This is a genomic window from Ramlibacter sp. (assembly GCF_035706265.1).
Lineage (GTDB): Bacteria > Pseudomonadota > Gammaproteobacteria > Burkholderiales > Burkholderiaceae_C > Ramlibacter.
The window spans coordinates 1-8,905 of sequence record NZ_DASSVG010000092.1 but is presented as its reverse complement, the minus strand read 5'-3'; the positions used below and the strand labels follow the sequence as shown (position 1 = coordinate 8,905).

Annotated in this window: 7 protein-coding genes and 1 pseudogene; all 8 read left to right on the top strand. The window is 67.9% G+C overall.

The genetic code is table 11. From position 1 onward, the window contains the following. Window positions 1–10: 10 nt before the first annotated feature. Window positions 11–1,054 carry a TRAP transporter substrate-binding protein DctP gene (locus tag VFM98_RS03520; protein ID WP_325108519.1) on the top strand — a complete coding sequence of 348 codons (1,044 nt, stop codon included), beginning with the start codon at window positions 11–13 and terminating at the stop codon, window positions 1,052–1,054. A gap of 188 nt (window positions 1,055–1,242) precedes the next feature. Continuing rightward, window positions 1,243–2,322, top strand: coding sequence for an ABC transporter substrate-binding protein (locus VFM98_RS03515; RefSeq protein ID WP_325108518.1), 1,080 nt, complete (start codon window positions 1,243–1,245; stop codon window positions 2,320–2,322). A 177-nt stretch (window positions 2,323–2,499) separates the two neighbouring features. Continuing rightward, complete coding sequence (locus VFM98_RS03510; RefSeq protein ID WP_325108517.1) at window positions 2,500–3,582, top strand: TRAP transporter substrate-binding protein; 1,083 nt, start codon at window positions 2,500–2,502, stop codon at window positions 3,580–3,582. Between the two features lie 79 nt (window positions 3,583–3,661). Next, window positions 3,662–5,347, top strand: coding sequence for a YbaL family putative K(+) efflux transporter (gene ybaL / locus VFM98_RS03505; RefSeq protein ID WP_325108516.1), 1,686 nt, complete (start codon window positions 3,662–3,664; stop codon window positions 5,345–5,347). Between the two features lie 172 nt (window positions 5,348–5,519). Beyond that, on the top strand, window positions 5,520–6,527 hold the full coding sequence (locus VFM98_RS03500) for a tripartite tricarboxylate transporter substrate binding protein (protein WP_325108515.1): 1,008 nt from the start codon (window positions 5,520–5,522) through the stop codon (window positions 6,525–6,527). 9 nt (window positions 6,528–6,536) lie between these two features. Further along, window positions 6,537–7,100, top strand: a complete 564-nt coding sequence (locus VFM98_RS03495; protein WP_325108514.1) for a tripartite tricarboxylate transporter TctB family protein — start codon at window positions 6,537–6,539, stop codon at window positions 7,098–7,100. Between the two features lie 25 nt (window positions 7,101–7,125). After that, a complete protein-coding gene (locus tag VFM98_RS03490; RefSeq protein WP_325108513.1) occupies window positions 7,126–8,661 on the top strand; it encodes a tripartite tricarboxylate transporter permease in 1,536 nt (511 codons plus the stop codon). Window positions 8,662–8,671: 10 nt separating this feature from the next. After that, window positions 8,672–8,905 (top strand): annotated as a pseudogene (locus tag VFM98_RS03485) (sugar phosphate isomerase/epimerase); the annotation flags it as partial.

Here is an 8,905-nt window from a genome sequence, read left to right as displayed (position 1 = left end):
CGGCGTCGGCTTGGCCGCAACAGCGGTTGCGAGCCCGGCGATCGCGCAGTCCTCGCCGGAGCTGAAGTGGCGCATGCCGACCAGCTGGCCGAAATCGCTCGACACGATTTACGGCGCAGCGGAAATCATGTGCAAGGCCGTTTCGGACGCGACCGATGGCAAATTCCAGATTCAGCCGTTCGCGGCGGGCGAAATCGTTCCCGGTCTCGCGATCGTCGATGCCGTTCAGAACGGCACCGTCGAAATCGGTCACACGGCTTCGTACTACTACTTCGGCAAGGACCCGACCTTCGGCTTCGGCACGTCGGTCCCGTTCGGCCCGAACTTCCGTCTGAACCAGGCGTGGTGGACGCAGGCAGGCGGCGACGCGTTGTTGAACGACTTCTACAAGAAGTACAACGCGCGCGGGCTGCTGGCTGGCAACACCGGCTGCCAGATGGGCGGCTGGTACCGCAAGGAGATCAAGACCGTCGCCGACATCAAAGGCCTGAAGATGCGCATCGGCGGCTTCGCCGGCCGCGTGCTGGAGCGCATGGGCGGCGTGCCGCAGAACATCCCGGGCGGCGAGATCTACCAGGCGCTGGAGAAGGGCACCATCGACGCCGCCGAGTGGATCGGCCCCTACGACGACCTGAAGCTGGGCTTCCACAAGGTCGCGCCCTACTACTACTACCCGGGCTGGTGGGAAGGCGGCCTGCAGCTGGACCTGTACGTGAACCGGAAGGCCTACGACGCGCTCTCGGCCGAGAACAAGGCGATCATCGAAGCCGCCTCGGCCTACGCCCACGTGGACATGCAGGCGAAGTACGACGCCCGCAACCCCGCCGCGCTGAAGCAGCTGGTGGCGCAGGGCGCCAAGCTGCGGCCCTTCCCGGCCGACGTGATGGCCGAGGCCTTCAAGCAGTCCATGGGCCTGTACCAGGAGCTGAACACCAAGAACCAGAACTGGAACAAGGTGTACGGCGACTACGCCCGCTTCCGCTCGGACCAGAACCTGTGGTTCCGCTTCACCGAGGCGACCTTCGACCGCTTCATGCAGGCGCAGAAGCTCTGATCCATCGTCCCCGCGGTGCGGGGACCAGGGCACGAAGGGCTCCCGCGGGAGCCCTTTCTTGTTCCACGTCACGAAACCTTCTCTTTCCCCCGGTGTGCGGCAGTCCGGACAGCCGATTGACAGCTGCTGTCAAACGAAGGAACTGAAGATCTGCGTCTTCACGCCGAAAACGAAGGAGATAGTTCGACATGGATCGCCGTTCCGTCCTGAAGAACACCGGCATTGCCGGTGTCCTGGCCGCGGGCATCGCGCCCGCCGTGCACGCGCAGACCGCCATCCGCTGGCGGCTCGCCTCCAGCTTCCCGAAGTCGCTCGACACCATCTACGGCGCCGCCGAGGTGTTCTCCAACCAGGTCAAGGCGATGTCGGGCGGCAAGTTCGAGATCTCCGTGCACGCCGCCGGCGAGCTGATGCCGGCCTTCGGCGTGGTGGACGGCGTGGAGAAGGGCACGGTGGAAGCCTGCCACACGGTCCCCTACTACTTCTTCGGCAAGGACGAGACCTTCGCCATCGGCGCGGCCATCCCCTTCGGCCTCAACAGCCGGCAGATGAGCGCCTGGATGTACGAGGGCAACGGCCTGAAGCTGATGCGCGAGTTCTACGCGAAGTACAACATGATCAGCTTCCCGGGCGGCAACACGGGCTCGCAGATGGGCGGCTGGTTCCGCAAGGAGCTCAAGTCCAAGGCCGACATGAAGGGACTGAAGTTCCGCATCGGCGGCTTCGCCGGCCGGATCGTCGAGCGCATGGGCGGCGTGCCGCAGAACATCCCCGGCGGCGAGATCTACCAGGCGCTGGAGAAGGGCACCATCGACGCGGCGGAATGGGTGGGCCCCTACGACGACCAGAAGCTCGGCTTCAACAAGGTTGCGCCCTTCTACTACTACCCCGGCTGGTGGGAGGGCGGCCCGCAGGTCGACTTCTTCATCAACCAGAAGGCCTACAACGCGCTCCCGGCCGAATACAAGGCGATCATCGCGGCGGCCTCCAGCCACGCGCATGTGGACATGCAGGCCAAGTACGACGTGCGCAACCCGGACGCGCTCAAGCAGCTGGTGGGCGCCGGCGCCAAGCTGCGCCCCTTCCCGACCGACCTGATGACCGAGGCGTTCAAGATCTCGATGCAGGTGTACGAGGAGCTGTCGGCGAAGAACGAGAACTGGAAGAAGGTGTACGCGGACTACGCGAAGTTCCGCGCCGACCAGAACCTCTGGTTCCGCTTCACCGAGGCGACCTTCGACCGCTTCATGCAGGGCCAGAAGCTCTGACCCGGGATTACCCGAAGCTCATGCCAAAAGCCGCACGATTTGCGGCTTTTTGCTTACAAAACCGGCCCCGAACTCAACCGTCGGCGAAACCGATGCAAGGCTACTGACAGCCTTGCCGAGGTCGCGGGCGCATCATGCATCCGCCGAAATCCTAACCACTCTTTCTCAGTTTCTCCCATGGATCGTCGTTCCCTCATCCAGCGCGCCGGCATCGCCGGCGTGCTCGCATCCGGCATCGCGCCGGCCGTGCATGCCCAGGCCGCCGTGCGCTGGCGCCTCGCCTCCAGCTTCCCCAAGTCGCTCGACACCATCTTCGGCAGCGCCGAAGTGATGTCGAAGACGGTCAAGGAGCTGTCGGGCGGCAAGTTCGAGATCTCCGTCCACGCCGGCGGCGAGCTGATGCCCGCCTTCGGCGTCGTCGATGCCATCCAGAACGGCACGATCGAGATGGCGCAGACCGCGCCCTACTACTTCACCGGCAAGGATTCCATCTTCGCCTTCGGCTGCGCCGTGCCCTTCGGCCTGAACGCGCGCCAGATGGACGCCTGGATGGAACACGGCAACGGCCGCAAGCTGATGGACGCGTTCTACGCCAAGTACAACATCAAGAGCTACAGCGCCGGCAACACCACCACCCAGATGGGCGGCTGGTTCCGCAAGGAGATCAAGACCGTCGCCGACCTCAAGGGCCTGAAGATGCGCATGGGCGGCGGCCTGTTCGGCGAGGCGATGGCCAAGCTGGGCGTGGTGGCGCAGAACATGCCCGCCGGCGAGGTGTACCAGGCGCTCGAGAAGGGCACGCTGGACGCCACCGAATTCGTCGGCCCCTACGACGACGAGAAGCTGGGCTTCAACAAGGTCGCCCCCTACTACGCCTACCCGGGCTGGTGGGAAGGCGGCGCCGAGCTGGAGTTCTTCGTCAACACCAAGGCGTTCAACGCCCTGTCGGCCGAGAACAAGGCGATCCTGGAAGCCGCGACCAACGTGGCCGCGCGCGACATGACCGCCAAGTACGACGCGCTCAACCCGATCGCGCTCAAGCGCCTGGTGGCCGCCAAGACCAAGCTGATGCCCTTCTCCAAGGAGATCATGGACGCCGGCTTCAAGGCCTCCATGGAGGTGTTCGCCGAGCACGAGGCCAAGTCGCCCGAGTTCAAGAAGATCCACCAGGACATGCGCGCCTTCCAGCGCGACCAGATCCTGTGGTCGCGCTTCTCCGAGTTCCGCTACGACTCCTACATGGCGTCGGTCAAGGTCTGATCCGGCCTTACGCCCGCACACGAAGCCGCCTCCGGGCGGCTTTTTCGTGCGCGCCCGCAGGGGCTAGGATCTACTCCGTATGAACCACAGCATCCCCCTCATCACCACCATCGCGGCCGGCCTCGGGCTGGCGCTGGTGCTCGGCTTCGTGGCCGCACGCCTGCGCCTGCCGGCCCTGGTGGGCTACCTGCTCGCGGGGGTGATGATCGGGCCGTTCACGCCCGGCTTCGTGGCGGACACGCGGCTCGCTTCCGAGCTGGCCGAGATCGGCGTGATGCTGCTGATGTTCGGCGTGGGCCTGCATTTCTCGCTCGGCGACCTGCTGGCCGTGAAACGCATCGCCGTGCCGGGCGCCATCGTGCAGATCGCCGCCGCCACCGTGATGGGCGGGGCGGTGGCCTTCGCCTGGGACTGGAGCCTGGCGGCCGCGCTGGTGTTCGGCCTGACGCTGTCGACCGCCAGCACCGTGGTGCTGCTGCGCGCGCTGGAGAGCCTGGGCCAGCTGGAAACCTTCAACGGCCGCATCGCGGTGGGCTGGCTGGTGGTGGAAGACCTCGCGATGGTGGTGGTGCTGGTGCTGCTGCCGCCGCTGGCGACCGCGCTGGCCGGCGCCGGCGCCCACGATCCGGCGCAGCTCGCGCGCACCATCGGCAGCACCCTGCTGCAGGTGGGGCTGTTCGTGGCCCTGATGCTGATCGTGGGGCGGCGCGTCTTCCCCTGGCTGCTGTGGCAGGTGCAGAAGCTCGGCTCGCGCGAGCTGTTCACTTTGTGCGTGGTGGCCGCGGCGGTGAGCATCGCCTACGGCGCCACGCTGCTGTTCGGCGTTTCCTTCGCACTCGGCGCGTTCTTCGCCGGCATGGTGCTGCGCGAGTCGCAGTTCAGCCACCGCGCGGCCGAGGAGACCCTGCCGCTGCGCGACGCCTTCGCGGTGCTGTTCTTCGTCTCGGTGGGCATGCTGTTCGACCCGCGCATCCTGCTCGACGCGCCGCTGCGCGTGCTGGCCGTGGTGGGCGTGATCGTGCTGGGCAAGTCGATCGCCGCGGCGCTGCTGGTGCTGCTGCTGCGCTATCCGCTGCACACCGCGCTCACCGTCTCGGCCAGCCTGGCGCAGATCGGCGAGTTCTCCTTCATCCTGATCGGGCTGGGCGGCACGCTGGGCATGGTGCCCGCGCAGGCCCAGAGCCTGGTGGTCGCCGGCGCGCTGATCTCGATCGGGCTCAACCCGCTGGTGTTCCGCGGCATCGAGCCGCTGCAGCGCTGGCTGCTGGCGCGCTCGCAGCTGGCGCGCAAGCTCGCCGCGCGCGACGATCCGCTGGCCGAACTGCCCATGACGACCGACCCGAAGTACCTGTCGCACCAGGTCGTGCTGGTGGGCTACGGGCGCGTGGGCCGCAAGCTGGCGCAGGCGCTGCTGGCGCACCGGGTGCCCTTCGTGGTGGTGGACCAGAACCGCGCCCTGGTGGAGGAGCTGCGCGGGCAGGGCATCCCGGCCGTGTTCGGCGACGCCGCGCTGCCGGAGGTGCTGGTGCAGGCCCACGTGGCGCGCGCCCGCATGCTGGTGATCGCCACGCCCGACACGCTGGGGGTGCGGCAGATGGCGGCGCACGCGCGCCTGCTGAACCCGCCGATCGAGCTGGCCGTGCGCTCGCACAACGAGGAGGAGGCGCGCCGGCTGGAACAGGAGCTCACCGGCAGCGTGTTCGTCGGCGAGCACGAGCTGGCGCGGGCGATGACGCGGCACGTGCTGGAGCGCTGCGGTGCGTGAGTTTGCCGCGCCTCAATTCACCAAATGGTGAATCGCGTAGGCTGGCACGTTCATCGTGCGAAATTGGCGCGTGGCGGTGGACGCCCTGCCGATGCCGTCGTTGACAGCGTCGCACCCGCGCCTTAAAGTTGACAATTAACCGTTTAGAGAATTAATCCGGAGACCAGAGACCATGCAGAAGCGCTTCTTCCTCCAGGCCGTCGCTGCCGCCGCCGTGCTCGGCGCGGCCCTCCCCGCGGCCGCCCAGAACTGGAAGCCCACCCGCCCGATCAACCTGATCGTGCCGTGGGCTGCCGGCGGCTCCACCGACCAGGTCACGCGCGTTGCCGCCGCCGAACTGGAGAAGGCGCTGGGCCAGACCATCGTGATCGTGAACCAGCCCGGCGCCTCCGGCGCCATCGGCACCAAGAGCGCGCTGGACGCCGAGAAGGACGGCTACACCTGGACGGCCGGCGCCGCGCAGGACCTGGGCGCCTACCAGGCCCTGGGCTCGGTCAACACCAGCATCAAGGACTGGCACCTGTTCCTGAGCGTGGCGAACGTGCAGGTGATCGGCGTCAACCCGCAGCGCCCCTGGAAGAACGCCAAGGAGCTGCTGGACGAAATGAAGAAGCGCCCGGGCCAGGTCACCGTGGCCACGGCCGGCGTCACCTCCGCCGGCCACAACGCCATGGACCAGATCGTCAAGGCCACCGGCGTGAAGTACAAGGAAGTGTCCTATGACGGCGGCAACCCCGCCGTCGTGGCCACGGTCGCCGGCGAGGCCGACGTCACCACGCAGCTGGCCGTCGAACAGGCCGACATGATCCGCGGCAAGCGCCTGCGCCCGCTCGCCACCGTGAGCGAGAAGCCGCTGGAGCTGGAAGGCTACGGCACCATCCCCTCGCTGGCGCAGACGGTGCCCGGCTTCACGGCACCGACCAACTACTTCGGCATCTTCATCCCCAAGGGCGTGCCCGACGAAGTGGTGAAGACCGTCGAGCGCATCTGGACGCAGAACATCGCCAAGAGCGAGGCGCTGAAGAAGTACGCCACCAGCCGCGGCGCGCTGTTCAACCCGCTGTCCGGCGAGGCCGCGCAGAAGGCCGTGTTCCCGGCGGTGCAGGCCAACGTGTGGAACCTGCACGCCAGCGGCAAGACCAAGGTCGCGCCCGACACCGTGGGCATCCCGAAGCCGTAATCCGCGCCCATGACCGATCCCGCGCTGGTCCCCGAGCACTCCGTCGCTGCGGGGGCCCACGAAGAAGCCGCGCCGCCGCGTTCCGACCTCAAGGACGCGGTGGGCTGGATCGTCTTCGGCGTCGCCGTGCTGGCCGGCTCCGTCGTGATGGACCGGCTGGAGCACCAGAACATCAACCCGGTCACCGTGCCGGGCCTGCTGCCCGGCCTGCTGGGCATCGCGATGATCCTGCTGGGCGCCATCATGGGCGTGCGCAGCTGGCGCCGCGGCGCGCTCGTGAAGCCGCTGCCACCGGCGACGGCGCTCCAGCGCGAGGAGCGCAAGCGCGTCGCCATCGCGGTGGCCCTGTGCTGCGGCTACGGCATCGTGCTGGTGGGCCACGGCATCCCGTTCTGGCTCGCCTCCACCGTGTACGTGGTGGCCTCGATCCTGATCTTCCAGCGCCTGAGCGAAGACCCGGCCGACCGCCGGCTCACCGCGCGCGTCTGGGCCAAGGCCTTCGTCATCGCCGTGGCGGCCTCCGTGGTCACCTGGCTGGTGTTCGAGAAGGTGTTCCTGGTCCGGCTGCCCTGACCATTTCCGTTTTCCGCTCGCTCGCATGCTGCAAGGACTGCAAGACCTCGGGTCCGCCTACCTGAGTTTCATGAACCCGCTCACGCTCCTGTACGGGCTGGGCGGCGCCTTCGTGGGCATCGTGATGGGGATCCTGCCGGGGCTGTCGGCCACCCTGGCCATCGCCCTGCTCACCACCCTCACCATCAAGCTGCAGGCCAACGACGCCATCCTGGTGCTGATCTGCTCCTATGTCGGCGCGCTCTATGGCGGCTCGCGCACGGCCATCCTGCTGAACATCCCCGGCACGGCGGCCAACGCCGCCTCCTGCGCCGACGGCCACGCGCTGGCGCTGCAGGGGCAGGCCGGCCGCGCGATCGGCATCGCCACCTCGGGCGCCTTCGTGAGCACGCTGATCGGCGTGCTGTGCCTGGCGCTCTTCACGCCGCTGCTGTCGGAAGTGGCGCTGCAGTTCGGCGCCTTCGAGTTCTTCTGGCTGGCGCTGTTCGGCGTGACGATCTCCGGCTCGATCGTCGGCGGCGATCCGCTCAAGGGCTGGCTGATGGGCCTGCTGGGCCTGTTCCTGGCCCAGGTCGGGCAGGAGAGCCTCTATGCCTTCGACCGCTTCACCTTCGGCTGGGACGAACTCTCCGGCGGCATCGCGCTGATCCCGGCGCTGGTGGGTGCCTTCGGCCTGGCCGAGGTGCTGACCACGCTGGCCGACCCCATCGAACGCAGGATCGTCGACCTGAAGGACTCGGTGCTCCCGCGCTGGCGCGAGGTCATCCAGTACAAGTGGACCGTGCTGCGCTCGGGCGTGATCGGCGTGATGACCGGGTTGCTGCCCGGCGTCGGCGAAGATGCCGGCGCCTGGATGTCCTATGCCGCGGCCAAGGCCGTGAGCAAGGAGAAGGAGCAGTTCGGCAAGGGCTCCATCGACGGCCTGATGGCCGCCGAGACCGGCGACATGTCGTCGATCCCGGGCCACATCATTCCGTGCCTGGCGCTCGGCATCCCCGGCTCGGCGCCCTCCGCGGTGCTGATGGCGGCCATGATCATCCACGGCGTGCAACCCGGGCCGATGCTGATGATCCAGCATCCGCACTTCATCTACCACGTGGTGGCGATGACCACGCTGGCCTCGATCACCATCCTGCTGTTCGGCCTGTTCGGCGTGCGACCGCTGCTCCACATCCTGAAGGTGCGGCGCGGCATCCTGATGCCGATCGTGTTCCTGCTCTGCACGGTGGGCGCGTTCGCCACCGCCTCGCGCCTGTTCGACATCTACGCGATGCTGTTCATCGGTGTCGGGGCCTACTTCCTGCGCCGCCGCGGCTACGAGATGGCGCCGCTGGTGCTGGGCCTGGTGCTCGGGCCGCTGCTGGACAAGAGCCTGCGCCGCGGCCTGGTGCTGTCGGACGGCACCATCGGCCCGTTCTTCACGCGGCCGATCGCCATGGTCTTCGCCGCCGTGACGATCTTCACCATCCTGCTGTACGTGCCGCCGTTCAAGCGCGCGGTGGTTGGCGTGCGCACGGCGATCGGCGACGCGGTGCGCGGCATGTTCGCCCGCCGCGCCTGAGGCGCCAGCGATGCGCTTCGCGCTCTGCAACGAGGTGCTGCAGCCGCTCGCTTTCGCCGAGCAGTGCCGCCTCGCGGCGGCACTCGGCTACGACGGGCTGGAGGTCGCGCCCTTCACGCTGGCGGAAGACCCGACCACGATCAGCGATGCGCAGGCGCGCGAGTTCCGGCGCATCGCCGAAGACCATGGCCTGGCGATCTTCGGCCTGCACTGGCTGCTGGTGGCGCCCGCCGGCCTCTCCATC